26 protein-coding genes and 1 pseudogene are annotated in these 22,440 nt (G+C 65.7%); 22 read left to right on the forward strand and 5 right to left on the reverse strand.

Annotation, left to right across the window (positions count from 1 at the left end; translation table 11 throughout):
• Position 1: 1 nt before the first annotated feature.
• From ACZ6ZP_RS22930 to ACZ6ZP_RS22945, 4 genes are all read left to right on the forward strand, one after another.
• Positions 2-442: a hypothetical protein gene (locus tag ACZ6ZP_RS22930; RefSeq protein WP_469408144.1), complete on the forward strand. Its 441-nt coding sequence runs from the start codon at positions 2-4 to the stop codon at positions 440-442.
• An 11-nt stretch (positions 443-453) separates the two neighbouring features.
• The gene (locus ACZ6ZP_RS22935) at positions 454-795 is read left to right on the forward strand and encodes a hypothetical protein (RefSeq protein WP_469408145.1); all 342 of its coding nucleotides are present in this window, start codon (positions 454-456) and stop codon (positions 793-795) included.
• Positions 796-1,059: 264 nt separating this feature from the next.
• Positions 1,060-1,476, forward strand: coding sequence for a hypothetical protein (locus ACZ6ZP_RS22940; RefSeq protein WP_469408146.1), 417 nt, complete (start codon positions 1,060-1,062; stop codon positions 1,474-1,476).
• On the forward strand, positions 1,476-1,967 hold the full coding sequence (locus tag ACZ6ZP_RS22945) for a hypothetical protein (protein ID WP_469408148.1): 492 nt from the start codon (positions 1,476-1,478) through the stop codon (positions 1,965-1,967). Before ACZ6ZP_RS22940 ends, ACZ6ZP_RS22945 begins: the two co-directional genes overlap by 1 nt.
• 87 nt (positions 1,968-2,054) lie before the next feature.
• Here ACZ6ZP_RS22945 and ACZ6ZP_RS22950 read toward each other — a convergent pair whose 3' ends face one another.
• Complete coding sequence (locus ACZ6ZP_RS22950; protein WP_469408150.1) at positions 2,055-2,381, reverse strand: histone-like nucleoid-structuring protein Lsr2; 327 nt, start codon at positions 2,379-2,381, stop codon at positions 2,055-2,057.
• Between the two features lie 36 nt (positions 2,382-2,417).
• On the opposite strand from ACZ6ZP_RS22950, the gene ACZ6ZP_RS22955 reads away from it, so the two are divergent.
• The 10 genes and pseudogenes from ACZ6ZP_RS22955 to ACZ6ZP_RS23000 all read left to right on the forward strand — a co-directional run bounded on the left by ACZ6ZP_RS22955 (position 2,418) and on the right by ACZ6ZP_RS23000 (position 15,537).
• Positions 2,418-2,876 (forward strand): hypothetical protein, encoded by a 459-nt coding sequence (locus ACZ6ZP_RS22955; RefSeq protein WP_469408151.1) that lies wholly within the window; start codon positions 2,418-2,420, stop codon positions 2,874-2,876.
• A gap of 119 nt (positions 2,877-2,995) precedes the next feature.
• On the forward strand, positions 2,996-3,199 hold the full coding sequence (locus ACZ6ZP_RS22960) for a hypothetical protein (protein ID WP_469408153.1): 204 nt from the start codon (positions 2,996-2,998) through the stop codon (positions 3,197-3,199).
• A gap of 6 nt (positions 3,200-3,205) precedes the next feature.
• Entirely contained in the window at positions 3,206-7,492 is a 4,287-nt protein-coding gene (locus tag ACZ6ZP_RS22965) for an aggregation-promoting factor C-terminal-like domain-containing protein (protein ID WP_469408154.1), read from the forward strand.
• Positions 7,489-11,451, forward strand: a complete 3,963-nt coding sequence (locus ACZ6ZP_RS22970) for a hypothetical protein (RefSeq protein ID WP_469408156.1) — start codon at positions 7,489-7,491, stop codon at positions 11,449-11,451. The genes ACZ6ZP_RS22965 and ACZ6ZP_RS22970 overlap by 4 nt, the downstream gene beginning before the upstream one ends.
• An 83-nt stretch (positions 11,452-11,534) precedes the next feature.
• On the forward strand, positions 11,535-12,617 hold the full coding sequence (locus ACZ6ZP_RS22975) for a DUF5047 domain-containing protein (RefSeq protein ID WP_469408157.1): 1,083 nt from the start codon (positions 11,535-11,537) through the stop codon (positions 12,615-12,617).
• Complete coding sequence (locus ACZ6ZP_RS22980) at positions 12,618-13,691, forward strand: hypothetical protein (RefSeq protein ID WP_469408158.1); 1,074 nt, start codon at positions 12,618-12,620, stop codon at positions 13,689-13,691.
• Positions 13,688-13,969: a hypothetical protein gene (locus tag ACZ6ZP_RS22985; RefSeq protein WP_469408160.1), complete on the forward strand. Its 282-nt coding sequence runs from the start codon at positions 13,688-13,690 to the stop codon at positions 13,967-13,969. Before ACZ6ZP_RS22980 ends, ACZ6ZP_RS22985 begins: the two co-directional genes overlap by 4 nt.
• Before the next feature lie 149 nt (positions 13,970-14,118).
• Positions 14,119-14,595, forward strand: coding sequence for a DUF2721 domain-containing protein (locus ACZ6ZP_RS22990; protein WP_469408162.1), 477 nt, complete (start codon positions 14,119-14,121; stop codon positions 14,593-14,595).
• 5 nt (positions 14,596-14,600) lie between these two features.
• A pseudogene (locus tag ACZ6ZP_RS22995) lies at positions 14,601-15,188 on the forward strand (N-acetylmuramoyl-L-alanine amidase); the annotation flags it as partial.
• Positions 15,189-15,348: 160 nt separating this feature from the next.
• A complete protein-coding gene (locus ACZ6ZP_RS23000; RefSeq protein ID WP_469408163.1) occupies positions 15,349-15,537 on the forward strand; it encodes a hypothetical protein in 189 nt (62 codons plus the stop codon).
• 62 nt (positions 15,538-15,599) lie between these two features.
• Here the strand turns inward: ACZ6ZP_RS23000 and ACZ6ZP_RS23005 are convergent, their stop codons facing one another.
• Positions 15,600-16,229 (reverse strand): hypothetical protein, encoded by a 630-nt coding sequence (locus ACZ6ZP_RS23005; protein WP_469408165.1) that lies wholly within the window; start codon positions 16,227-16,229, stop codon positions 15,600-15,602.
• 122 nt (positions 16,230-16,351) lie between these two features.
• On the opposite strand from ACZ6ZP_RS23005, the gene ACZ6ZP_RS23010 reads away from it, so the two are divergent.
• Entirely contained in the window at positions 16,352-16,570 is a 219-nt protein-coding gene (locus ACZ6ZP_RS23010) for a LexA family protein (protein WP_469408167.1), read from the forward strand.
• A 50-nt stretch (positions 16,571-16,620) separates the two neighbouring features.
• Complete coding sequence (locus ACZ6ZP_RS23015; protein ID WP_469408168.1) at positions 16,621-16,794, forward strand: hypothetical protein; 174 nt, start codon at positions 16,621-16,623, stop codon at positions 16,792-16,794.
• Here the strand turns inward: ACZ6ZP_RS23015 and ACZ6ZP_RS23020 are convergent.
• Together ACZ6ZP_RS23020 and ACZ6ZP_RS23025 are read right to left on the reverse strand one after the other, a co-directional pair.
• Complete coding sequence (locus tag ACZ6ZP_RS23020; protein WP_469408169.1) at positions 16,781-17,638, reverse strand: helix-turn-helix domain-containing protein; 858 nt, start codon at positions 17,636-17,638, stop codon at positions 16,781-16,783. The two genes, ACZ6ZP_RS23015 and ACZ6ZP_RS23020, sit on opposite strands and share 14 nt — an antisense overlap.
• Positions 17,639-17,654: 16 nt before the next feature.
• Complete coding sequence (locus ACZ6ZP_RS23025; RefSeq protein WP_469408170.1) at positions 17,655-18,410, reverse strand: DUF6879 family protein; 756 nt, start codon at positions 18,408-18,410, stop codon at positions 17,655-17,657.
• Positions 18,411-18,581: 171 nt separating this feature from the next.
• Here ACZ6ZP_RS23025 and ACZ6ZP_RS23030 point away from each other — a divergent pair, with 171 nt between their 5' ends.
• The 5 genes from ACZ6ZP_RS23030 to ACZ6ZP_RS23050 all read left to right on the forward strand — a co-directional run bounded on the left by ACZ6ZP_RS23030 (position 18,582) and on the right by ACZ6ZP_RS23050 (position 20,272).
• Positions 18,582-18,794, forward strand: a complete 213-nt coding sequence (locus ACZ6ZP_RS23030; RefSeq protein ID WP_469408172.1) for a hypothetical protein — start codon at positions 18,582-18,584, stop codon at positions 18,792-18,794.
• Positions 18,791-18,985, forward strand: coding sequence for a hypothetical protein (locus ACZ6ZP_RS23035; protein WP_469408173.1), 195 nt, complete (start codon positions 18,791-18,793; stop codon positions 18,983-18,985). The genes ACZ6ZP_RS23030 and ACZ6ZP_RS23035 overlap by 4 nt, the downstream gene beginning before the upstream one ends.
• 190 nt (positions 18,986-19,175) lie before the next feature.
• Positions 19,176-19,370: a hypothetical protein gene (locus ACZ6ZP_RS23040; protein ID WP_469408174.1), complete on the forward strand. Its 195-nt coding sequence runs from the start codon at positions 19,176-19,178 to the stop codon at positions 19,368-19,370.
• Positions 19,371-19,493: 123 nt separating this feature from the next.
• A complete protein-coding gene (locus ACZ6ZP_RS23045; protein WP_469408177.1) occupies positions 19,494-20,012 on the forward strand; it encodes a glycine-rich domain-containing protein in 519 nt (172 codons plus the stop codon).
• A 29-nt stretch (positions 20,013-20,041) separates the two neighbouring features.
• A complete protein-coding gene (locus ACZ6ZP_RS23050) occupies positions 20,042-20,272 on the forward strand; it encodes a hypothetical protein (RefSeq protein ID WP_469408179.1) in 231 nt (76 codons plus the stop codon).
• A 955-nt stretch (positions 20,273-21,227) separates the two neighbouring features.
• Here ACZ6ZP_RS23050 and ACZ6ZP_RS23055 read toward each other — a convergent pair.
• Positions 21,228-21,701, reverse strand: coding sequence for a hypothetical protein (locus ACZ6ZP_RS23055; RefSeq protein ID WP_469408180.1), 474 nt, complete (start codon positions 21,699-21,701; stop codon positions 21,228-21,230).
• A 581-nt stretch (positions 21,702-22,282) separates the two neighbouring features.
• On the opposite strand from ACZ6ZP_RS23055, the gene ACZ6ZP_RS23060 reads away from it, so the two are divergent.
• A complete protein-coding gene (locus tag ACZ6ZP_RS23060) occupies positions 22,283-22,438 on the forward strand; it encodes a hypothetical protein (RefSeq protein ID WP_469408182.1) in 156 nt (51 codons plus the stop codon).
• Positions 22,439-22,440 lie beyond the last annotated feature (2 nt).

Consider the following 22,440-nt stretch of genomic DNA (forward strand, 5'->3'; position numbering starts at 1 on the left):
CATGGCATCCCTCACGGAGATCAGGGCTGCACTGAAGGCGACGCTGAAATCGGCCATTCCCGAGCTGCACGTCTATTCCGAAGTGCCGTCGGTGTCGCAGCTTCCGGCCGTGGTGCCGATGCCCGCGCCACGCTCTGACGGAATTACCTGCGACTTCAACGGGGCTTTCGGCCGGGGTATGGACGAATGGACCTTCGACCTGTTCGTTCTGGTCGGTTACGGCGATCCGGCGCTGGCGCAGAGGAACTTGGACCAGTACGTCACCGGCGCAGGCCCGAAGAGCATCCGGCGGATCGTTTTCGACGCCCCGGATCTCGGGCTGGGTGACGGGACGGACGCTCACGCGGAGGGCATCCGCGAGTACGGCGGCCATTTCTCATCCGCCGGAATCCAGCATGTGGGCGCTGTTGTGCGCCTCACGGTGCGCACTCCCAGTAACTGAGTGAGGAAGCAATGACAGCGCTCGTGACACAGAACATCGTCGATGCGGGCACTGCCCCTTCGACCGTCAATTCGTCTGCATCCGATACTGCCGAGATCGGCAACGGACACAACGTCTTCGTGGTCTACCGGAACACAGGCGGATCACCGGCCGTCGTCACTATCACGGTGCTCGGCAATACCCCGTACGGCCAGCCGAACCCGGACCCGCAGATCACCGTCGCCGCGACCAATGGCGAGCGGTGGATTCCGATGCGCAAGGAGTACGACGCGGGCGACGGCTCGGGACGGGCCACCCTTTCAGCCACGAACTCCGGTGCGACTCTCCAAGTCGCAGTGGTGAGGATGAGCTGATGCCCAGGGCGAGAAATCGCCCGGAACCTCAAACGACTCTAGGCCGCCCGGCAGATCCGCCGAGGCGGTCTTTGCGTATCCCGAGGGAAGAGCCGACGGAGCGCCACTACGAGGTTATCGGGCCGAAGACAGTAGGCGGAAAGACGAAGGGCGAGCGGGTGACGCTCGCCCTTACTCATGCCCAGGAACGGGCGCTTATCGAGGCCGGACACGTGCGGCCTTTCACTGAACGGCCATCGGTGGCCGACAAGGAAGAGGCTGGCGATGGCTAAGATAGTCCTGCGCTCTTGCGACATTGTCGTGAACGGCGTCAATTTCTCCGATCACATCAGCTCCGTTGAAATCAACCTGGTCAAGGATGAGATCGAGACCACGAATTTCAGTGGTCAGGGCCGTGAGCGTGTGGCAGGCCTGAAGGACGATTCGTTTGTCCTGAATTTCCAGCAAGATTTCGCTGCCGGTGAGGTCGACGCCACCCTCTTCCCGCTCTGGGATCTGGAGACGGAATTCGTGGTCGTCGTGAAACCGACGGCCGCGGCGGTGTCGGCGTCGAATCCTTCGTACACCGGTACCTGCATCCTGCTTGAGTACCAGCCCCTTGCCGGTGATGTCGGCGATCTCTCGGAGACTGAGGTCACTTTTCCGACGCAGCGCACGGGCATCACGAGGGCGACCGCGTAATGCCCGCCGGTCGCGCCACGTACAACGTCCGCCTGGGCGATGAATGGAAGCGCGTCTCGGCAGCCCTGCGCGAGGTCGACCGGAATCTGCCGGACAAGCTGCGCAAGGCCATGCGCGAGGCGGCCAAGCCCGCCGCGGAAGATGCGAAGCGCAGGGTGCAGGCCATCCCGGTGCACGGCCGCAGGCATACCGGTCTGCGCAGGCGCGTCGCCAGGGGCGTAGCGATCCAGGCAGGTGCAGATCGCGGCCTTGGGGTCCGCATCGTCACCGGCATGAAGGACCCGGAGGAACGGAAGCTCCCGCTATACCTGGACGATCCTCGCGGCTGGCGGCACCCGGTGTTCGGAAACCGCCACGAGTGGGTTACGCAGCACACCGGTGGCAGCTGGTTCCGGGCGACGATCGCCGAACACCGACCGGAGATGACCCGCGAACTGGAACGCGTCCTCGATGACGCGGCCGAGACGATCGCCGCGGCCGGTCGCGGCTGATCGGTGCGCGCCGGCCAGGGCCCGCGGGTGCTCTGGCCGGCCGTGCGCGCGACGAAGCCCCCGGCATGGGTCGGGGGCTGTCCGCCGTCAGTGGTCCTTCTCGTACGCCTCTCGGATGGTGGCGGGGACTCGGCCCCGGTCGTTCACGTCGTACCCGTTCTCCCGTGCCCAGGCGCGGATCTCTTCGGAGCTGGGGCCGCCTGCGGATCGCGTCTTTCCGGTCTTTTTGCTGCGCCCCTTCTTACGCCCCGCCTCGATGAAGCGGCCGAGAGCGTCGGCCAGTTCGTCATAGCTGTCTGGCGTGAGATCGATTTCGTAGGTCACGCCATTGAGCGAGAACTCATGCGTGTCGATCTCCGGGGATTCCTTGCCCGTGAGGTCGTCGATGTAGGTCGTCACAATTTTCTGAGCCATGGCCGGATGTTACCCCATATTCTCGGTCAATTCACCATGCGATTTTCCAACCCGCGATTGAAAGGCAAACCCGCCATGCTGCTTTCCCGCGATGACATTCTCAAGGCTGATGACCTTGAGACGGAAGATGTCGCTGTTCCCGAGTGGGCGCCGCGCGGCGCAGACCCGGCCGACTGCCTGGTCAGGCTGCGCATGCTCACGGGCACCGAGCGCGATCGTTTCGAGCGCATGATGCAGGAAGCGCAGAGCAACAACAGCAAGAGGAAGAACGCGGAGAACTTCCGTGCCCGCATGGTCTCGATGTGCGCGGTCGATGACCAGGGCGCCCGGCTGTTCAATGCCAACGACATCCCCGCTCTGGGCGCCAAGTCGGCCAAGGCTCTTGCCCGTGTCTTCGACAAGTGCCAGGAGATGAACGGCTTCACCGAAGGCGATGTCGAGGAGCTGACCGAGGGTTTCGACGAGAGCCCCAGCGAGCCCTCTATTTCCGAATAGCGCTTGCCTGGGGCTGCACGGTCCGCGAACTCCTGGCCCGCATCGATTCGCGCGAGCTGAACGAATGGGCTGCTTATGAGCGGTTCGCCGGTCCGATAGGTCCCGGCTACACGCACGAAGTGCTGGCCGCCCTGCACGAACAGATCCAGCTTCTGAATCGCATGCAGGGCGCCGCTCATTTCACGGACCGCAAGCACCGAAAGAACCCGGCGAAAGAGCCGAAGCATTACCCGCGCCCGCACGAGGTCTACAAGCGGCGCGACTCCTCTGAAGACGACGAAGACGAATCCCCCGACGGGGGTGACGAGTCCGAAGAGGAGTGATGCGCCGTGGCGACGATCACCTCTCTGACCTTCAACATCACCTCCGCGTACAGCGGCCGGGGATTGCGTCAGGCCCGCCAGGACATGCAGCACCTGGACGACGCCCTGATTACGGTGAACAAGTCGTCATCTGCCATTGTCAAGCAGCTCACGTCCGTCACGAATGCCGTGCTGGCTTTCGGTCCCGCACTGGTTCCTGTGGCCACTGCGGCGGCGGGCGTGGCAGGCGGTCTGACTGCCGCCACGGCTGCGGCTGGCGCGGCGGCAGGAATTTTTGGCGGCGCTCTTTTCGGTGCCATCAAGTCGACGAATGATGCAACCAAGGGCGCGAGAGATGCGCTCGAAAGGCAAAAGCAGACACTCGCCGGTCTGACCCCGGGAACGAAGGCCTACGAAGAGCAGCTCAAGAAGGTCAACGAAGCAAAGCGGAACCTGAAGACCATCATCGATGGCCTGACTCCTGCACAGCAGACGTACGTCAAGGCGACCCAGTCGATGAAGGGAGCCTGGGGCGAATTCGTCCGGGCGACCGAGAAGGACACGCTCACACCGGTCTCGATCGTCTTCGATGCGATATCCCGGAATATCGGCAAGTTGATTCCGGTCGTCAAGGCCGTCAGCCCGCTGATGGTGAAGCTGGCCAGAGACTTTGCGGCATGGATGGACGGGCCGGGGCTGACCCGGTTCGTCGACACCATCGTGAGTCAGGGCGTTCCGGCGCTCGCCAATTTCATCGAGATAGGGCAGAAAGTCATCGGCGTCCTGGGGCGGGGCTTCCGGGATTTCCTCCCCTACGGAAATCAAATCGTCGCAAAGCTGGCCGAAGGGGCGGGAAGTCTCAAGGAATGGGCTGACGGCGGCGGCTTCACCAGGTTCCTCGACAAGGTCCACGAGGTGGCGCCCGACGTCGGGGAATTTTTCAAGTCCTTCGGCGCAGCACTCAAGACGATCGGGCAGGCGGCCAGCAGTCTCGGTGGTGACTCCCTGAGTGTACTGACCGTATTCCTCAAGGTCTTGGCGGGCATTCCGCCGGAGCTGCTGGCGAACCTTATTCGGGGCTTCCTGGCCCTCAGGCTGGCGATATTCGCGTTCAACGTCGTTGCGCTCGCTTCGTCGGCCGCAGGCGCGGCGATGCTCCTGTGGATGTCCCCCATGGGGCCGCTCTTGGCGGGTGTCGCGGCGTCGGTGGGGATCGTCCTCGTGGCGCTTGCGGCGCTCGCGGTCGGCATCTACTTCCTGGTCAAGCACTGGGACACGGTCTGGGGCGCCATCAAGGCGACGTGGGATTTCGTCTGGAACGGCATCAAGACAGCAGCCGTTGCGGTGTGGAATTTCCTCACCCAGGGATGGGGGCAGTTCCTCCTTCTCCTTCTGGGGCCCATCGGCGTCCTCGTCTTCATCGCCACGCACTGGTCTGAAATCTGGCACGGAATTCAGGTTGCCGCGCAGACGGTCTGGGGTGCACTGCAAATCGGCTGGTCGACTTTCGTCGGCTGGCTTTCGACTGCCTGGAATGCGGTGTGGGGCGGGCTGCTCACGGCCTGGCATGCCTTTATCGACCCTTTCCTGGTCTCCTGGAACACGGTCTGGCCGCAGATACAGCTCGCCGCCCAGAACATCTGGAAGGCCCTGACCGTCGCGTGGTCCGCCATATGGACGGCCGCCACCGTCGTATGGAATACCTTTTGGTCCGCTTTCGGACCCATCTTCACCACCGCCTGGTCGTCGATTGTCAATACGACGCGAGCGATGTGGAACCTGCTGACGGCTGCCTGGCAGCTCGTATGGACCATCATCGTCTCCGCCTATCAGGTCGGCTGGGCCATCCTTTCCGGCGCCTGGGCGATTGGCTGGAATTTCCTGACCAGTACTGCCCGAATAGCGTGGTCGATCCTGACTGGTGCCTGGTCGGTCGTCTGGACGACGGTCACCGGAATATGGAACGTCTTCTATGCCACGTTCAGCGCAGTCTTCCGGGGCGCCTGGAATGTGATCTCCACGATTGCTACCGGGATCTGGAACATCATGAAGGCCGCCTGGCAGGCTTTGTGGGCGACGGTTTCGGCGATCTTCCTCACTTTTACCGCCGTTTTCACAGGGAACTGGAACACCGCCTGGAATGCGATCAGGAACGCCGCCGCCGCTATCTGGAATCTGATACGGACCGGATGGCAAACGCTTCTCAATAACCTGTCTGCGATATTCAGCGCGTTCGCCGGGGTCTTCATCGCAGCATTCCGCGCCATGTGGACCACAATTCAGGCGATCGCTACGGCGGCATGGAACGCCTTTCGTGCAACTTTTCAGACGTTCCTCACCGCACTTCAGAATCTCTGGAACACCGCCTGGACCGCCGTACGGAACATTTTCCAGACGCTTACCAGTGCGATCGTGGCGATAGGCCAGGCAGCCTGGAATCTGATGCGTGCAGCCTTGCAGGCATTCATTACGGCCGTGACGTCCATCTGGAACACAGGCTGGACGACGATCCGCACGATGTTCCAGACGGTCACCAATGCGCTCGCCACCATTGCGGGCACGCTGTGGGACAAGCTGCGCGACATCTTCAGTGCCGGGTCGACCTGGCTTCGCAATACCTTCTGGAATCCGGTACGAGACTTCTTCTCGAAGACCATACCGAGCGCTTTCGACTCTGCCGTAAAGGCGATCGGCAAGGCCTGGGACGGATTGCGGAAGCTCATCTTCACGCCCATTCAGGCAATTGTTGATGTGGTGTACAACGCCGGAATCCGCCGCCTGTGGAATATCGTGGCCGGTGTTTTCGGGGCGAAGCAGCTGGACGAATTCAAGCTGAAGGGATTCGCCAAGGGCGGTCCGGTCGACGGTCCCGGCTCGGGCACGTCGGACAGCATCGTCGCGCGTCTGTCCGCAGGCGAGCATGTCTGGACGGCGCGGGAGGTTGCGGGGGCCGGCGGTCACGAGGCCGTTGCCGCGCTCCGCAGTCAGGCCATGGACGGGGCGCGAGTGCGGCCTTTCGGGGATCACGCCTTCGCCGACGGTGGCGGTGTCCTGGGTACTGGCTGGGGCCCCGATGTGGGTCCTGACCTGGTGCCGGACGGCATCATCAAGAACGCCCTCAAAGCCCTCAAAGACGTGGTCCTGGGCGGCGTCTACGGCGTCATCAAGCCCCCGATCAACGCGGCAGTCTCGCTTGCCCAGTCGGCTGTCCGGAAGGTCATTCCGGGAGAGCCGGGTCTGGAGACGCTCGCCACCGGCATCCCCCGCAAGATCGGTGACACCGTCCTTGACTGGATCAAGGAGATGGATGTCGCCCCCGTGGGCGGGGGCGGGTTCATCCCCTGGAAGGCCTGGCAGGAAGGAGACGGCACCAAGGTCACGTACGGCGGGGTGGTCGTCAACCGCCGTACGGCCGCGATGCTCAAGAATGCGTCCAAGCTGGCCAAGACGTCGTTCTCGATGACGCAGGGCAGTTACAGCAACAGCGTCGGAGCGTCGGCCGGGACGCATTCCGGGGGCGGGGCGGTCGACCTGGGTCCTGCCAAGGACTCGATTGTCGGCGCGATGCGTGCCTCAGGGTTTGCGGCCTGGCGCCGGACTCGCGCAGAGGGCTTCTCGCCGCACATCCATGGGATTGCCGTGGGCGACCCCACGGTGTCCGCTGCGGCGGCAGCTCAGGTCAAGGCATTCCATGCGGGAAAGAATGGCCTGGCGAACAACGGGCCCGACACCTATAAGGGCGGCACGGTGAGCGGCAAGTCGCCCGCAGCGGCTCAGGCGACCGCCAAGGGCATGCTGGCCAGCTACAACTGGACGAGTCATTGGTCCGCATTGAAAGCCCTGTGGGACCGGGAATCCGGCTGGCGCTGGAATGCGGACAACCCCACGTCGGATGCGTACGGCATCCCGCAGGCCCTGCCCGGATCGAAGATGAAGTCGGCTGGCTCGGACTGGAAGACCAATCCGGCGACACAGATCAAATGGGGCCTGGGGTACATCAAGGACCGCTACGGCACTCCCACCAAGGCGAACAACTTCCAGAAGTCGCACAACTGGTACGCCCTCGGGTCGCCCGGCGCACCGCGCGGCCCCGCCGTCGTCGGCGAGGACGGCCCGGAGGTCATGAACCTCCGCGGTGGTGAGCGGATAGACCCGCTGTCCGACCTGGTTGGCCGCGGGGGCGGCGACACCAACGTCACCGTCCCGATCACGATCAACGGTCGCGCTGATCACGGCGTTGTCGACCGCCTTGAGCGGGAGACCGTCCCGAAGCTGACGATGGCTATCAAGCAAGGGGTGGGGAGGCGTCCGTGACCTCCTTGGCCCACATCTGCAACGGCGACTTCCGCAACGAGGGCTGGAGCCTGGTCGGGTCCCTGGTGACCAGGCTCTTCGAGTGCTGGAACAACGACGACGACAGCAAGTTCTGCCGTAACCCGCCCCACAAGGGGCGGGCTTGCGTCAGGTTTCCCATCGACATCAGCACGGTGCCCGAGGGCGCCGTCATCACGTCCATCACGATCTTCATTCGCGTGGCGAAGGTGGGCAGCGGTTCGCGCTCGATCACGGTGAACGTCTGCTGCCTGGACGACACCTCACGGTTCACGAGCCGCACCATCTACCCGACCACGACGCCGACCACCTACGAGATCGGCACCTATCAGCGCGACCCCCTCGGTCACCCGTGGGACATCCACCGGATCAACAAGCTGCTGTGCCAGTGCTTCAGCTACAGCGGCATCTTCGACTGCATCCGGGTCTACAAGCTCTTCGTCCAGATCAACTACCGCGTGCGGCCCACTGTCACGGTGGAAGCACCGACGGGCACGGTCCTCACGCCGTCCCCGGTCATCAGCTGGACATACGCGCAGGCCGACGGCGACCCGCAGGCGAAGGCCGAGTACCGGATCTTCACGGCGATCCAGGTCGCGGAGTCCACCTTCAGCCCGAACTCCACCCCGCCGCAGTACCAGGCGACGGTGGAGGGCGACATCACGTCGCTGACGCTGCCGACCTCGATCAACCCGGACACCTACAGCGTGTACGTCCGGGTCTACTCCAGCTTCGGCGCCAAGTCGGTATGGGTGGGCCGCAGCTTCACCGTGCAGGGCCCGTCGCCGGGCGTCCCCGGCGATGACAACACGGTGAGCGGCACGCCCGGCATCGGCGTGGTCAGCGTGGTCCCGGACAGCGAGACTTCCTCGGTGGCGCTGACGCTGCGGGACAGCTCGAACCTGCTCAGCGTGCAGAGCGCCGACTTCGAGACGCTCACCGACGCCCCGGAGTACGTGACGACCAACTGCACGGCCGCGCAGGACACGTCCACGTACTACGCGGGCGTGGCCTCGCTGAAGCTCACCGCGTCCAGCGCGGCCACCATGTCCGTGCTCGGCCCCTTCGTGGAGCTGGCACCGGATTCCCCGGTCACGGTGCGGGCGCAGCTGCGCGCGGCCGTGACGGCGCGCACCGCGAACGTGCGTGTGCGCTTTTACGACGACACGTACACCGCCATCGCGGGCACCATCACCGGCAGCGGCACGGACGGGGCGTCCACCTGGACGGAGGTCGTGGCAAGTAGCACGTCCCCGGCGACGACGGCGTACGCCCGTGTCGAGATCGAGGTAGCCAGCCCCGCGAACGCGGAGGTGCACTACGCCGACCACGTGGGACTGATGTACGGGGCCAACGCCCCGTGGTCCGACGGCGGTCACGCCTCGCGGAACATTCTGTCCGCCTTCTCCGCCACGGGCGACGACCCGGTGGGGGACAACTGGGTGGCCGGCGCGGGCAGCTCGATCTCCCGCGTCGCGGTCACCGGCATCGGTGCGCACGGCATCCTGACCAAGCGGCTGACCTACACGGGTATCACGCCGAGCCTCGCGTTCCGTGCGACCGGCACGGCGTACACGAGCCCGACCAGCGGCACGGACTTCACGCTCAACAAGCCCGCAGGGGTGACGACTGGCGATCTGATGCTGGCCTTCGTCAGCTCGAACCAGCACGGCACCATCACGCCGCCCGCGGGCTGGACGGCGGTCAACACGGCCTCGGTCGACGACGGCAGCACGGACACGGCGCTCTTCGTCCTGAAGAGGACTGCGGGTGGCAGCGAACCGTCGACCTGGACGGACGGCAGCCTGAGCGTGGCGAGCACCCGGCGCTACGCCTGCGTGGTGGCGTACTCAGGTGCGGCCGACGCCGCAGATCAGTTCGTGGCGGAAGGCGTGCTGACGCGCGCGACCGGCACGCCGCTCTACATGACGTCCGCAGTGGTCAACAACACCGACGTCAACGCCTGGCGCGTGGCGGCCTTCGCGGTGAGCGACAACGCGGGCAGTGGCTCGCTGGTCGCCAATATCGCGCCGCCGACCAGCGCGGCGGACATCGCCTACGTCGGCAAGGGCACCGCCTGGACGACGACCAGCAATGCGACGTCATACACGATCAACCGCCCGTCCGGCGTGGTGTCCGGCGATCTGATGGTGGCGACCGTCGCCATCTCGGACACCGTCATCGCGACCCTGACGGCGCCGTCCGGCTGGACGGTCGTCCGGCAGATCACGGAGGCCGACGGCACGGCGTCACTGCGCTTCGCGGTCCTGAAGAGGACGGCGGGAAGCAGCGAGCCGAGCAGCTGGACGGGCACGCTGAGCACCACGGTGAAGCCCGTCGTGACGCAGGTCAGCGCCTACCGGAATGCCGACCTGGTCGCGAACCAGTTCATCGCGGAAAACACCTCGCAGTCCGGCAGCGGCAACACCCTGGCCACGGCCAGCGTGACCAACACGGACAGCAGGGCCTGGCGCATCTGCGCCTTCGGGGCGTCCGGCGACTACGAGACGTCGTGGGGCTACACCTCGGAGGTGGCGGAGCGCTCGGACACCACTGCGGAGTACCAGATCAGCTACTGGCAGTACCGCACGGCGACGCTGATGATGGCAGACTCCAACGGGCCGGTCGGCACCGGCTCTCACAGCCGGACGGGATACCTGAACCGCTCCTGGTACGCGGGCGCGAGCTGGATCGGGATCATCAAGCCGCTCCCGTCGGCTCCCGCTCCTGGCGCCAACGAGACGGAGAGGAACGAGAGCACGGCGGGTAGCACGGACCCGTGGCTGACGACGGGGATCTACGACAGCAACGGCGTGGTGCCGGTCGGCGCGACGTCGGTGACCGCGGCGTTCACTCCTGGCAGCGGCTCGGACATCAACTCCGCCGCAAGCTGGATCGGTCTGATCAAACCGGCCGTGCCCCTGGTGGCGGGCAAGACCGTGGCCGTGATGCCGGACCCGGTCGACATCTCCGGGATCGACCCGGCGATCATGCAACTGGCGGGGAATCAGGTCACGTTCACTTCGGGGTTCTTGGGCAGCACGTCGGGCACCCCGTACCTGACGCTGTACTTCTACCGGGCGAACCAGCTGATCACGAGTCAGACGATCCAAGGCACGAGCTTCAATGCCACGACGTGGGTGAAGAGCGCCGGGACCTTCGCGGTTCCTGAGGGCACGACGCGCATCAAAGGCGAGGTCAGTGTCACGGACCGGGCCATCAGTGACCTGGTCTACTTCGACCGGTGCGGCATCCTGCTGGGGCCGTCGCCGGTGTGGCGTAACGGCACGGGGCGATCGACGCATGCCGTGTGGCACGCGCCGGTTCTCCAGTACCAGGACGACGATGGCAGCGGGTACGGCGAGTGGCAGGCCCTCCCCGGCATCGCCGCCAGTCCGCCCGTGTACGACCCGCTGAGCGGGATCGCGACGTACACGGATGACACCGTCATCCCGCTGGTCAACCGCCGCTACCGTGCGCAGACGATCAGCTTCGGCCTGGCCGGCGACCGCTTCGTGTCGGGCTTCGGCCCGCCTTCGGACGAGGTCAGCCTGACCGCGGTCAACTGGTGGCTGAAGGACATCAGCACCCGTACGGCTATCCCGTTGCGGGTGAAGGCCGAACCTCTCCAGGTCGGCACCACCGGCACATCGGTGATGTACCAGCCGCTCGGGGAGGACTTCCCGGTCGTGCTGTCCGAGGGCTATAAGGGCGACGCGATCGAGCTGACGCTGATCCTCAAGCGGGAGGAGTACGCGCCGCTGCGTGCGCTGCTGCGCAGCGGCCGGACACTCTTTCTCCAGACCAACGTGGATCACGCCTGGTGGGTCAGGGCCGTAGGTGATCTTCAGTCCGAAGTGCAGGTGTCAGGACAGCGATTCGTCGATCCGATCCGCTTCGTGTCCGTCACCTTCGTACAGGTGGCCGCCCCTGATTCCTGAGAGGCGGCGGGCCGATGGCAGTGCAGCGTGCGTCGGCCCGCCTGCTCGCGGAGATCCGGAGGTCGCATCAGGTCTTCAGCTTCGTGGACGTGATCTCACCGACTCAGGAGCGGGTACGTCTGCCCGCCACTGGGGGAGAGGTGAGCTGCGATCGCACGGCCGCGATCCGGCGGACCTGCAAGGCGGTCTGCGTAGATCCTTTGGGCACCCTGGTGCCGAGCGATACGACGTCTCTCCTGACCCCGTACGGGACCGAACTGCGGCCGTACCGGGGCGTGCGGTACGCGGCCACCCCCGAGCATCCCGAAGGTGAGATCGAGGTCTTGCCGCTCGGGGTGTTCCGGCTGGCCAAGGTCTCGATCCAGGAGCAGACCGGCGGGTCGCCGGACATCCAGCTTGAGGCTTACGACTTGTCGCGCACGGTCGCCCGGGACAAGTTCATATCGCCGTACGTGATCCCCGAGGGCACGAACATCGTGACGGCCATCAAGGACATCCTTGCGCGGACTTTCCCGGACCTGAGTTACGACGCGATCAGCACGACCAGGACGACGACGGCGCCCCGCCTGTACGACGTCTCCGACGATCCGTGGGAGGCGGTCACGGTCCTCGCGCAGAGCCTCGGGTGTGACATCTATTTCGATGTCGAGGGCTGGGTCGTTATCGCGCCGCCGACGGATGTCGATGCTCTGCCTACCCCCGATTTCACGTACATCGAGGGTCAGCAGTGCACGATGATCGACCTCTCACGCGTGCTCACCGACGAACCCGGGTTCAATGGCGTCGTCATCACGGGGGAGAGCCCGGGGGATGAGCTGCCCCCGGTGCGCGCGGTGGCGTGGGACGAAGAGCCCACGTCACCGACCTATCACCTGGGTCCGTATGGACAAGTGCCCCAGTTCATTACGGACCAGCTGATCAAGACTCAGGAAGAGGCGCAGGCCACGGCCGATCAGCTGCTGCGGAATCTCCTCGGTTTCAGCTCGCAGCTCTCGATCAGTGGCATCGTCAACCCCAGCTTCGAGGCCGGCCATGTCGTACAGGTCGTACGCGAGCGGGCGCATGTGTCGGGCCTCTATGCGGTCGACTCCTTCAACATTCCGTTGGACGCGAAGGGCACGCAGAACCTGACGCTGCGACAGAAGCGGGTACAGGGGGGCGCGTAGATGTCCACCCCCTCCGAGCCGGGCGAGTCAGTCCCGGCAGAGCCGCCGGTACAGCCCGAAGAGGCCGCAGCGCAGGACGCGGCGGCCGAAGCGGAAGCTGCCGCGGCGGCGCAGCTTCAGGCGATCAGGGAACTGGCCGCAGAGATCGCGAAGCAGACGCTGCTCGACTTCGACCCGGCGACGCTGCGCAAGGGCACGGTGTCCAGCATCGCGTCCGCGGCTGCGCCCCCCACGCTGAGCGTCCAGATCAGCGGCGACACCACAGAGATCCCCGGCATCCGCTACATCGACAGCTATGCACCCGAGGTCGGCGACACCGTCCTGATCATCAAGCAGGGCACGGACCTTGTGGCCTTGGGTGAGATCGCGGGTCAATTCAGTGAGAGCGGCTGGAGCGTGGTTCCGCTGGCTGCTGGCTTCACGCACAACGGCAACGGCAACGGCAACGTGGAGATCCGCCGCATCTGGGATCACGGGTGCTGGAAGGTGCAGATGAAGGGCGCCGCGAACAGGTCGTCCGGCACTCTGGTCTGCGCCGATCTGGGGGAGAAGTACCGCCCCACCGCCCGGCGTTCGCTGCTGATCGGCCGTACGGCCAACGGCGGCTCGAACTCCGTGAAGGTCGACATCGAGACCAATGGATCGATGACCATGGTCGGCGGCACGACGGCGCCCAACGGTGGCAACACCGGCAGCGAAAGCGGCCACAGCCACGGCATGGAGAACAACGAGCACGACCACGGCGGTGATACGTCCAGCGAGGGCTCGCACACGCATGGCATCGCCAATAACGATCACAACCATGGCTCACCGACCGGCACGACGTCCGGTCACAGCCACTCGATCGCGACGACCACGCACAAACATGGCAGCCCGGCCGACGGCGAGCCCGGCGGCACGACCAGCGTGAACAACCACGCCCACGGCATCCCGACGACGACCCACAAGCACGGTTCGCCGACTGCGGGCCAGCCCGGTGGAACGACCGGCACCGAAGCGCATCTGCACACCTTCAATCCCACGGTCGACGACCCGACGTGGATCGGTTTCAACCAGCTGGAGTATTTCCTGTGATCGCCGCCGCAGATCCGGCCACGGGCGTCTTGGTCCAGTACGGCGCGGTCGGTGTGGTGGCTCTGCTGGCCATCGCCGCGGTGCGCGTCCTCTACACGCGGCTCAGTGCGGCGCTGGACCGAGAGGTGCAGCGGGCCGATCGCCTCGAAGACGAGCTGCGCAAGCTCAACGAAACGGTGCGCGTCGAATATGTCTCAACTATCAATGCCGCTGCCCAGGCCATCGCTGAGGCGAATCGCGCGATCGAGGACGCCAGAGCCGCCGTTCGACGGAGTTGATCCGATGCCGGGAGAAAGCCGCGTTGACCGACTGCTGGCCGATTCGGAAGAGCTGCGCACTGACCTTCTGCGGATGGCTGCGCGATTGATGGCGTTCGCCGAAGACCTGTCGACAGAGGCGGCGTCACTACGCGTAGAGGCGGGGGATGATGACCAAGGAAGAGATGCCCCAGGACGACCGCATCGCGCGGCTGACTGATCTGGCACAGACGCTGGTCGACGAAGTGCAGGAGCTGGCTTCCGACAGCGGCGCGCAGATCGTGACCCTGACGAAGAGGGCGCGCAGCAACCGCCGGATGATCCGCGTCGTCATCGCGAGCGTCGTCCTGGACGTCGCGCTCACCGCGGCGGTGGGCGTCGGCCTGTTCCAAGTGGATAGCAACGCGGACAGGATCGACGCCCTCACCCATCGCCTGGACGTGGCGCAGACCGAGACGCGCAGGGGTGCGTTCTGCCCGCTGTACGAGATCTTCCTCAGCTCCCGGTCCCCGCAGGGCCGCAAAGCGGCAGAGGACCCCGAGGCCTATGACCGCGCCTTCAGGGTCATCGAGGACGGCTACCAGGCGCTGCGCTGCCCTGAGTTCACGGATCAGAAGCCGCCGTTCGGCGAGAGTGAAAAGGACTGACACCCATGGCACCCCCTATGTCCGCGGCTGACTTCCTCGGCTGCCTGCGCCGGGAGGGCGTACGCCTGGTGCAGGTCGGAAGCTGGCAGACGCGCAACCGCAATCGCAAGGGCCCGTGGGGGCCCGTGCACGGCGTGATGATCCATCACACGGTCACCTCGGGCAGCCAGCGGACGGTGGAGATCTGCCGCGACGGGTACGCCTCTCTGCCCGGCCCGCTCTGTCACGGCGTCATCACCAAGGACGGCCGCGTCCACCTGGTCGGCTACGGCCGCGCCAACCACGCGGGCATGGGCGACGACGACGTCCTCAAGGCGGTCATCGCCGAGAAGGCGCTCCCGCCGGACAACGAGGCGAACACCGACGGCAACCGCCACTTCTACGGCTTCGAGTGCGAGAACCTCGGCGACGGCGAGGACCCCTGGCCGGCCGCGCAGCTACTCGCCATCGAGAAGGTGTCAGCGGCGATCTGCCGCCACCACAGGTGGAGCGAGCGCTCCGTGATCGGCCACCTGGAGTGGCAGCCCGGGAAGTCGGACCCGCGGGGCTTCACCATGGCCTCGATGCGCGGCCGGGTCGCCAATCGGCTGCGGGCCGTGAAGATCCATATCGTCCGTCCCGGTGAGCATCTGGCCAGCATCGGCGCCCTGGTCGACGTGCCGTGGCCGGACATCGCAAGGGCCAATGGCCTCAGACCGCCTTACCAGATCTACCCCGGTCAGGAACTGAAGATCCCCAAGAAGTGAGGCAGTCATGAAGGTCTCGAAGTACGCCAAGGCCATCATCGCCGGTGTGGCTGCGGGCGCCGCGTCCCTTGCCACAGCGATGGCCGACGGGTCGCTGAGCACGCAGGAGGGGCTCACCGCCCTGGCCGCCGTACTCGCCGCACTCGGTCTCACCTGGGCCGTACCCAATAAGCCGCAGGGCCCGCAGGGTCTGTAGGCGATCACAACATGAAGCGCCCTCTGCCCTTACGGGTGGGGGGCGCTTCTTTGCGTTCCCGCCTACTTCAGCGCCGCCTTCAGCTTGGGGAGTTCGGGGCCTGCGTCCTTGGCGGGCATCGTCCAGCGGAAGGCTTCGTCCTCGCCGTCCACATAGATCAGCGTGCCGCCCTGCTGCGCCTCGGTCAGATCGAAGGCCACGCTGCGCCACTCGAAGGTGCCCGTCTGCACGGGGCCCGCGCCGGTGAAGCCGGTGGGCGTCACGCTGGACGCATTGGCGCCGCCTACGTCGATCGCCTCGCCGTCCGGCGCGACCCACTGCCAGCCCTTGCTGTCGATGGGCGCGGTCTCCGCCGCGGCGACCCCCTTCGTCGACTTGGCCTTGTAGGCGACGACGGCGAACACCTCGCGCTCGGCCTCCTGGCCGGTGCCTTCGGTGACGTAGGCGATGGTCGTCGGCGTGATGTCGAGCATGCCGCCGCCCTGACCCTCGATCGGATTGAGCGAGCCGGCCGTGTGCGCGGTGTCCCCCAGGGCGGCGTCCTTCGGCTTGGCGGTAGGGGACTCAGCAGCGCGGGTGGGCGGCGCCTTCGGCTTCGGGTTGCTCGATTCGCCGCCGTCATCACCTCCGCACGCACTGAGGGTCAGGGCCGCGACGGCGGCGAGAGTGGCGAGAACGGGCGTCCGGTGCATGGCATCCCCCGGTGAAGTCGATAACGCACCGTACCGGCCCTATTGCACTGCGCACATATGCTCTGCGATACCCGGGTGCTGCGACTTGCCCGGAAAATCGAACACGCGCTCTACTGGGTCGTATGTACATCGTCGACTACCAGACCGAGCGGCAGGAGCAGATCCTTCGCTGCCTGCGGGAATGGGTCTCTGCCCATGGCGAGCCCCCGACCCTGGCCGAGATCGGCGCGGCGGTGGGCCTGTCCAGCAAGTCGGCCGTGCACTACCAGCTGCGCCGCATGGAGGCGCGTGGCGAGGTGGTGCGCACCGGGCTGCGCTCGCGTGCCTACCGTCCGGCGTAGTTGTCCACAGGCACACCTGTTCCCGCAGGCCGTGTCCTACGGTGCCTGTCATGGATCAAGAGACGCGGCTGGCCGTACTGACCCTGGACGAAGCGCACGACGTCATCGACGTCCTGGCGCACGCCGCGACGGCGGGAGAGCGGTGGGCCGACGATGCGCAGCGGCTGCTGTGCGAGCTGGCCGCGCGGGTGCCATCGCGGGGGAGTGACATCACCGCGCCGTGAGCGCCCTCGCTGCGCCATTGATCAGGTTGTGGGCGTCGTTGCCGTAGAGCGCGGATTCTTGAAGCGTGTTCCAGACGCGGAGGTACGTGGCGATGCTGTCGGTGTCGTCTATCCACAGTTCTGCGTGCCAGTCCTCTACGACCACCAGGCGTTCGTCATAGACCCAGAAGCTGTTACCCGGATAGATCTTCAGTGAGGCGCTGAAGGGGATGATCCCCAGCTCGACGGTGTCCAGGCCGATGGCCCCGGCGAGTTGGTGCAGCTGTGCTGCGAGCACCGAGGGCGGGCAGACCAGGGACCGCAGCGCCCCTTCCCACATCATGATCCGGTACCTTCTGCCCGCCTGGTACAGGCCCTTCTGCCGCTCGATTCGGGAGCGCACCGCGTCCTCGGTGTCCCGCGGGGAGCGCATGAGGTCGGCGTGCCGTACGAAGACGTGCCGCGCGTAGTCCGGGGTCTGGAGCATGCCGGGGATCAGGCAGTTTTCCCAGATCGTGAGGGTCTTCGACCTGTCGTGCTCCGGCGTGACGGCGTCCTGTACGGCCTTGTGGCCCGCGGCGAGCTGACGGCGCCATGAGCGGATGTGCGACTCGAACCCCCGCAGGCGGGCGAGCAGTTCGTCATAGCTGTCGGGCTGGCCGGTCCCGGTCGCCCATGCACGCAAATCCTCGGGGGTTGCCGTCTGCCTGCCGTTCTCCAGCTTGCTGACCTTGACCTTCGTCCATCCTGTCCCGAGTCGCTCAGCGAGCTGAGTACCGGTGAGCCGCCCCCCGGGGGCCGTGAGTCGCAGTTCTCTCAGTCGAAGGCCGAGATCCTCGCGAGCCTGCTGATAGTCCGTGCTCACCGGTACTCACCTGCTTCTATTCCTCCTTCGCGGCGAGCTGCGCCGTGAAGTCCCGGTACGGGGTGGCGTAGTGCATCGCGACGTCGCGCAGCCGGTTGTACTGATTGACCCGCGCCGGTTCCGTGATCAGTTCGGCGCCGGTGAGGACGTCGTCGTCATCGAAGATGCACAGGGCGACGATGTGCGAATCGAAGATCCAGAAATCTTCGTCCGGCAGATTCACGCGCTCGGCATCCGCGCGCCACATGTTCCGCACGTCCTCGCCCAGCTGGTCGTTGTGCTCAGCGTGCGCGAGGAGATAGCGCTGCCCCTCGGTCGGCGGGCTGTCGACGATGCGGACGCGGCCGACGATGGCGCCGTCCTCGGTCTTCGCGCCGATGGTGCGGGCCCACGATGAATCCATGTCCCACGCGGGCGCCTCGCCGCGAGCGAACTGGGCGTAGGTGTCCGTGGCTTCGTCGACCGCGTAGCGTCCGCGCATCTCCAGGTGCCAGGCGGAATGCTCGAAGTTCTCGAACATCCCCGCGAACGTGTCGGGATCAAGGATGCGCGGCTTTTCCTCGCGCGCCTTCGGCCCGAAGTCGATCAGCGTGTTCCGTGGGACGACGATAGGAATCTCGTCTTCGTCAAGGTGCTGGAGCTGGGCAAGGGCGGCGGGGTCGGTGAGCCGGGGGCCGTGCACGATGATCTCGCCTGTGTCGAGGTCTTCATGTACCGCCGGGCAGGAGCCGCCACCGCTGCCGGTGCCGTTGAAGCGCAGTCGAGGCGCCATGATCGTTCCCTTCGCTGGGGATTGATCTAGCCAGCATCCCCCAGACCAACGCCGAAGACCCTGGCGCGAGTTGGGCTCTGGGAGAAACATCGCGTAACTCTGTCCTGGCGTCAAGAAACTTCGGCTAACTCGCGTAGCGGGCACCCGAGATGCATCCCTACCGTCCAGGTCATGGCCATCACCAACGAGTCGCCACAGGGCGTCGATCCGTACGCGGCAACCGAGTCGCTACGTGCAGCCCTGAGCGATGCGGGCATCGTCCTGCCGTCGCTGGGGGTCGACCATGCGGCGCCGTCCCTGGGGCTCGTGGTCCTCGGCAGCGTCCGCGCGGACGTGGCCATACGGCTTGCTGACCAACTCCGGCGAGGGGGCCGCGAGACATGAAGGCGCAATACGACATCGGCGCCCTGGTCGTGGACGAAGGACACGGCAGGGCGGGGCGAGTGATGGGGCACGAAGGCCCGTACGTCCAGTTGCGTCCCCCGCGAGGCGGGCGCGAGTGGGATGCCGACCCTGCTCGCGTCCGGCTCGCGGACGAAGGCGAGTGCCCGGGGGCACGGGAGTGGACGCCGTGAAGACCAAGCCACGCGCGGAAGACCTGTCTCCCCAGTGCCAGCTGGGCGAATGCGCCCTGTGTCCCGGCGACAACGTCCCGGTCTACCGCCAGGGGAAGCGCCCTCCCGGTGAGCCGCCGCTCTTCGTCTACCACTGCGCCCATGGCTGCCGTCACGGCTGTGGCGCCTCTCTGTCGTCAAGGCGGACACGATGACCAAGGTCTGCCGCGCGTGTGATGAGGACACCGACGAGCCGATCCCCGTCGCCCTGGAGCATGTGGCGTCCGGCGCTGGACGCGTGATCCATCTCTGCCCGGGGTGCCGGATTGCGCTGGGGCTTGTCCCGCTCGACGAGCATCCGCGCGACAGCTACGGCTTCCCGCTGTACGAGGCGCGCACCCCATAGACAGGGCGGCGGCGGGCCGGCCCCCGAGGCCCTCGCCGTCGCCCGCAGGACCCCGCTCCGGTCGCCTTGCTTGGAGGCGGACGACCGGAGCGGGTCACCTCCCTGAAGGAAGGAAGTTCCATCATGTCTGAACCTCCCTACCCGACGCCCCCTGACCCGCCCGGCAGTCCGATCCCGGAGCTGCCGCGGATGCTGATCACTGACGATCAGTTCGTGAGCTGCCGCCGTACCGTGATGGACGGCAACCCGGACATGGCCGAAGAGATGGCTGGCCGCATCGTCGAAGAGGGCCTCAAGTTCGTGGTCGCCTGCGCGATGTATCCCGCGGAGGGGCTCGCTCCCTCGCGGATCGTCGATGAAGGCTGGCACGCGCTCATCCTCCACACGGCGATGTACGCGGAGCTGTGCGAGCGGCTCGGCTCGTTCGTCCACCACTACCCGGGATGGGACCCGACGCACTACGACCCGGAGATTCTGACCCGGACCCGCCGCCTGATCGCGCAGTGCGGGTACCTTGCGGACTCCGAGCTGTGGAGCCCGCCGGGTGATCAGACTCTGGTGTCGGTCGCGGCGAAGTGCCAGCACGCCCCGGAGTGCACGATCCGGCCCATGCCGCAGCCGGAACCCCCGGTCAGCGCATGAGCCGGCCGCCGGGGTCGTACGCTGGCCGCATGAACAAGGATCAAGCGCGTCACCTTCAGCGCCTGCTCGGTCTGTGCGGGATGCCCGGCGTCGCGGCCCCGGTGGCTGAGCCGGCCGGTGAGTGGCGGATCTATGACGGCACCGACCCGGTGTCGCGGCGGGACATTACGGCCGTCTCGCGGCAGCGCCTGGCGGAGGGTGTGGACCAGCCGCCCACCGGCACCGCGGCGCGCGGCTTCATCGTCCCGCAACGGTACTGAGTGCTATAGGCATCAATCCGATGTGTCCTCGTTCCCCATCCCAGGGGAGCGGGGACACAGTCGTCTGTCGTAGATGGCTCTCGTACTGCACGCCGGGTTCACACCCCGTGTGAAACGGGTGCGCGCATATATCTATCGCACCCTCTGACCCCTTCCGGTGCACAGTGCAACGGTGGCATATGCGCACGTGACTGGCTCCGTCCCCCGAGGCCGGTCACGTGCGTTCCGCACTCGACTCGGAATCATCGCCCCTTGATCACGGGGGCCCTGGGGCACGTGACGTGCGAGGAGTTGGAGAAAATCATGAACCGGACATCGCGGTACTTGTTGACACACGGGCGACACGGAGGAATATGGAGCCACTCACGGAGCGTGGTTAATTCCTCCACCGCTCGGAGAGTGACAACAGGGGATCTTTCCCATAGCCCGAAGGGCGCGCGAAAGCGTGGTCACCCGGACCAGAACACGGGGGGTCGTTGCCGGTACTCACCTGGACCGGGACCCACACAGACGGGTGTCACATCCCTGGAGTCGGAGAACCCCGATCAACAGGGGAAGAGGCCACGGTCCAAGGACCGAGTCGCGGCAGCGACGCATGGTCAATTTCAGGTAGCACAAGCGAAAGAACGAATCTTTGACGTGCGTTGCGTCGTGATCACCCTGGGTCGCCCGTCCCGTTAAACGGTGTCAGTGATCACGGCGCACGTACGTACATGGCTCCGGGACCGGTTCGGCCGTGTCCTTCGATGGAACCCGGAGCACGAAGAGGCGCCCCGGACCCTGACGTCTCTGTCCAGTCCCAGCAATCAAGGGAGCACTGTGCAAACCGGGGTTGGAGAGACCGATGACGACGCTGAGTCGTGGGCGCGCGAAATGGTGCGGGGACTGCCGCCCATGAGCCGTGCCGATGTGGAGGACCTGACGATCGTCCGAAAGCTGGTCGGTGACGGTCCCGTCATGACAGAGGTAGCTGCTCGATCCGCCTAGGGCGGGAGATCCGACGGCGCACCTGCTCCTCGGTGTCCGTAGATGATCCTGGCTCTACGTCTATCTGGAAGCCGCGCCACGTCCGCTGTAAATCCCTGCGCCGGTCGGCGGGCGTGGCGGCTTCCCATCCATCGACGATCAGCCTGGCCGTCTTGTCATCGAAGTCCGGGACGGGCAGCGCGTCGATTTCACTCAGTGATCTCTGCTGGGCTGTGATCCCGGCATTGAGATCGTCGACTGCTGGCTCGTACTGATCTACGGGGATCTTTCCGTCATTGAGCCGCCGGTCCCAGTAACCCCGCAGCGCAATGCGTCGCTTGATCTCATCCACGTGAGGCTGACGCCGCGCTTCGTGCTCCGCTCTGATCTGTCTGATCATGGCGAGCTGCTGGGGATCTGTCAGCCGGTGCAGCGTCATGTCAGTGATGACCTTGTCCAGCACTCGCTGATCGGCGATCGTGCGGCCGCATCCACCGGCCGGCCTGTGGCAGCGGTAGTGGTGGCGGATCTCGCCGTCCGCGTAGGTCGCCCCGCGCTGATGCGCCGTGGCGGTGAAGTACCCCCCGCAGTCGGTGCACCGGGTAGGCGAGTCTCGGCCGCTGCACAGGTAGGGATCTTCTGAGGGGCGCCCTCTTCGGCGCGGCGCCTGCGCGAGTGGCACAGATCCTCCCATGCGTGACGGGACCAGGATCGCTCAGTGGTTCAGACGTCTGGCGGTGGCGGCCTTGCGGGAGTTGACCATAGCTCTACAGCCCCTTCACTGCACTACCTGTTGACAGATGCGGTGGATCAAACGTCGCATCCTGGTCACGTGGGCGGCCTGGCGGTTGGATCATCACGGACAGTGAAGCGTTGGCTACCTCACTAAGGCTAGCCTCACCCGGGGAATTCGTGCCCTGGGTTGGAGTAAAAGTTTCGATAACTTGGCAATACTTGCCACTCTCTGGTGCCGCCGTTGACCAGGTGTTACTTCCAGTACATCAGTAGTGATCAAGTGGTTTGTGCGTGACGTCAGGAGGGGCGATGCAGGACATAACACCGGAGGAAGCAGGCGAATGGCTGCGACGCCATTTCAGCGATGATCCCGATCCGAGGGTGGATCTGGTCATAGAGGTGACCGAACCTGATCCGGTCATCTACCGAGAGGTGATGGAAATCCTGTTCGGTCCCCTGGCGTAAGC

Source organism: Streptomyces sp. NPDC054047, assembly GCF_055585065.1.

What these genes read in the sequence shown, in the direction of transcription:
- ACZ6ZP_RS23005 (WP_469408165.1), bottom strand. Translation starts at nt 16,229, where the DNA reads ATGCACCGGACGCCCGTTCTCGCCACTCTCGCCGCCGTCGCGGCCCTG.
- ACZ6ZP_RS22980 (WP_469408158.1), top strand. Translation starts at nt 12,618, where the DNA reads ATGTCCACCCCCTCCGAGCCGGGCGAGTCAGTCCCGGCAGAGCCGCCG.
- ACZ6ZP_RS22990 (WP_469408162.1), top strand. Translation starts at nt 14,119, where the DNA reads ATGACCAAGGAAGAGATGCCCCAGGACGACCGCATCGCGCGGCTGACT.
- ACZ6ZP_RS23050 (WP_469408179.1), top strand. Translation starts at nt 20,042, where the DNA reads ATGAACAAGGATCAAGCGCGTCACCTTCAGCGCCTGCTCGGTCTGTGC.
- ACZ6ZP_RS22930 (WP_469408144.1), top strand. Translation starts at nt 2, where the DNA reads ATGGCATCCCTCACGGAGATCAGGGCTGCACTGAAGGCGACGCTGAAA.
- ACZ6ZP_RS23010 (WP_469408167.1), top strand. Translation starts at nt 16,352, where the DNA reads ATGTACATCGTCGACTACCAGACCGAGCGGCAGGAGCAGATCCTTCGC.
- ACZ6ZP_RS22950 (WP_469408150.1), bottom strand. Translation starts at nt 2,381, where the DNA reads ATGGCTCAGAAAATTGTGACGACCTACATCGACGACCTCACGGGCAAG.
- ACZ6ZP_RS22955 (WP_469408151.1), top strand. Translation starts at nt 2,418, where the DNA reads ATGCGATTTTCCAACCCGCGATTGAAAGGCAAACCCGCCATGCTGCTT.
- ACZ6ZP_RS23015 (WP_469408168.1), top strand. Translation starts at nt 16,621, where the DNA reads ATGGATCAAGAGACGCGGCTGGCCGTACTGACCCTGGACGAAGCGCAC.
- ACZ6ZP_RS22940 (WP_469408146.1), top strand. Translation starts at nt 1,060, where the DNA reads ATGGCTAAGATAGTCCTGCGCTCTTGCGACATTGTCGTGAACGGCGTC.
- ACZ6ZP_RS22945 (WP_469408148.1), top strand. Translation starts at nt 1,476, where the DNA reads ATGCCCGCCGGTCGCGCCACGTACAACGTCCGCCTGGGCGATGAATGG.
- ACZ6ZP_RS23025 (WP_469408170.1), bottom strand. Translation starts at nt 18,410, where the DNA reads ATGGCGCCTCGACTGCGCTTCAACGGCACCGGCAGCGGTGGCGGCTCC.
- ACZ6ZP_RS23030 (WP_469408172.1), top strand. Translation starts at nt 18,582, where the DNA reads ATGGCCATCACCAACGAGTCGCCACAGGGCGTCGATCCGTACGCGGCA.
- ACZ6ZP_RS23000 (WP_469408163.1), top strand. Translation starts at nt 15,349, where the DNA reads ATGAAGGTCTCGAAGTACGCCAAGGCCATCATCGCCGGTGTGGCTGCG.
- ACZ6ZP_RS23040 (WP_469408174.1), top strand. Translation starts at nt 19,176, where the DNA reads ATGACCAAGGTCTGCCGCGCGTGTGATGAGGACACCGACGAGCCGATC.
- ACZ6ZP_RS23045 (WP_469408177.1), top strand. Translation starts at nt 19,494, where the DNA reads ATGTCTGAACCTCCCTACCCGACGCCCCCTGACCCGCCCGGCAGTCCG.
- ACZ6ZP_RS23060 (WP_469408182.1), top strand. Translation starts at nt 22,283, where the DNA reads ATGCAGGACATAACACCGGAGGAAGCAGGCGAATGGCTGCGACGCCAT.
- ACZ6ZP_RS23035 (WP_469408173.1), top strand. Translation starts at nt 18,791, where the DNA reads ATGAAGGCGCAATACGACATCGGCGCCCTGGTCGTGGACGAAGGACAC.
- ACZ6ZP_RS22935 (WP_469408145.1), top strand. Translation starts at nt 454, where the DNA reads ATGACAGCGCTCGTGACACAGAACATCGTCGATGCGGGCACTGCCCCT.